The following is a 1,046-nucleotide window of genomic DNA, read 5'->3' as shown; positions in this document are numbered from 1 at the left end:
TCCGAATGGGGAAACCCACTGCATTCAGTGCAGTATCGTCACGTGAATACATAGCGTGGCGAGGCGAACCGGGAGAACTGAAACATCTAAGTACCCCGAGGAAAAGAAATCAACCGAGATTCCCCTAGTAGCGGCGAGCGAACGGGGACCAGCCCTTAAGCTGTTTGTGGTGTAGTGGAATGGTCCTGGAAAGGCCGGCCGTAGTGGGTGATAGCCCCGTACACCAAACATCACTTACAGTGAAATCGAGTAGGACGGGACACGTGATATCCTGTTTGAACATGGGGGGACCATCCTCCAAGGCTAAATACTCCTGACTGACCGATAGTGAACCAGTACCGTGAGGGAAAGGCGAAAAGAACCCCTGTGAGGGGAGTGAAATAGAACCTGAAACCGTGTACGTACAAGCAGTGGAAGCCGACTTGTTCGGTGACTGCGTACCTTTTGTATAATGGGTCAGCGACTTACTTTTAGTAGCAAGGTTAACCGTATAGGGGAGCCGTAGGGAAACCGAGTCTTAACTGGGCGAATAGTTGCTAGGAGTAGACCCGAAACCCGGTGATCTAGCCATGAGCAGGTTGAAGGTTGAGTAACATCAACTGGAGGACCGAACCCACTAATGTTGCAAAATTAGGGGATGACTTGTGGCTGGGGGTGAAAGGCCAATCAAACCGGGAGATAGCTGGTTCTCCCCGAAATCTATTTAGGTAGAGCCTCGGACGAATACTTACGGGGGTAGAGCACTGTTTGGGCTAGGGGGTCATCCCGACTTACCAACCCCATGCAAACTCCGAATACCGTAAAGTACTATCCGGGAGACACACGGCGGGTGCTAACGTCCGTCGTGAAGAGGGAAACAACCCAGACCGCCGGCTAAGGTCCCAAAGTCATAGTTAAGTGGGAAACGAAGTGGGAAGGCTCAGACAGCCAGGATGTTGGCTTAGAAGCAGCCATCATTTAAAGAAAGCGTAATAGCTCACTGGTCGAGTCGGCCTGCGCGGAAGATGTAACGGGGCTAAACTATGCACCGAAGCCGCGGATGCACT

General features: G+C 52.0%; 1 rRNA gene. It reads left to right on the top strand.

The features are described from left to right. Positions 1–1,046: ribosomal RNA gene (locus ACLEIV_RS16840) — 23S ribosomal RNA — on the top strand; the annotation flags it as partial.

The organism is Oceanisphaera submarina, assembly GCF_046521305.1.
GTDB classification, from domain to species: domain Bacteria; phylum Pseudomonadota; class Gammaproteobacteria; order Enterobacterales; family Aeromonadaceae; genus Oceanimonas; species Oceanimonas submarina.
The sequence above is the reverse complement of the archived record's forward strand: the minus strand, read 5'-3'. Positions and strand labels throughout refer to the sequence as shown.